This window comes from Vibrio thalassae (genome assembly GCF_900089835.1).
In the GTDB taxonomy this organism is placed as follows: domain Bacteria; phylum Pseudomonadota; class Gammaproteobacteria; order Enterobacterales; family Vibrionaceae; genus Vibrio; species Vibrio thalassae.
In genome coordinates this window covers 1-728 of record NZ_OANU01000097.1, presented here as the reverse complement: position 1 = coordinate 728, position 728 = coordinate 1, and the positions used below count along the sequence as shown (strand labels likewise).

The window sequence follows — 728 nt, the reverse complement described above, 5'->3', positions numbered from 1 at the left end:
TGTCAATTTGAGATTGACTGGCGTTGGCACTGGTGATCAAGGTTTGCAATTTAGCACTGGTGTCGACATTGCTGCCAACCTCTGCGGCAATCAAGGTCTGGTAATAAATGTGGTTATTCGCATTTAGTCCAGTTAATCCTATTACCTTGTCTAAATCCGTAAAGCTTAAACCCGTGGCATAACTGTTGTCGGCATAAGCCATAATTTGCGCTAGCACGGTGACATGCGCATTCACTTCATCAATCACAGCTTGAATCTCTGCAACCCTATTTACTCTGACTAACCGCTTGAATTCTGCATCGTATTGAGGAACATTGTCCGTGACAATATTGGCTAATTCACCGCTCGCTAATAACACACTTTCAGTCAGCGCTTCGTTGTTAGCAATAAGCGCATTGATGTCATCAACGGCGTAAATAAGCGAGGCAACATGATCCAGTGTTAGGCTGCTATCCTCCATGCCATTTTGGGTCAGTAAATCAACAAAAGTGCTGGGATCAATACGGCTTGGTAGCGCGATGTAACGGGTCGTCAATTTTTGATCACTGACGGAATGATAGAAGAAGGTCAATTCATTAATATCGACGTTCGTGACTTCAACAAGACTGGTCAGACTGTAATCACTCGCCACTTGATACAAGGTATGTGCTTCATTGCTCGCCAATTGAAGATACACATAGCTTTTCCTGTTATAACTGCCGGTAGCCAAGCTCTCTGGCGTTGAAATG

Annotated in this window: 1 protein-coding gene; it reads right to left on the bottom strand. The window is 44.0% G+C overall.

Annotated elements, in window-relative coordinates; all coding sequences use genetic code 11:
- Positions 1-676: hypothetical protein (locus tag VTH8203_RS18995; RefSeq protein ID WP_158296193.1), on the bottom strand; the 676-nt coding region annotated here is incomplete at its 3' end.
- Between the last annotated feature and the right edge of the window lie 52 nt (positions 677-728).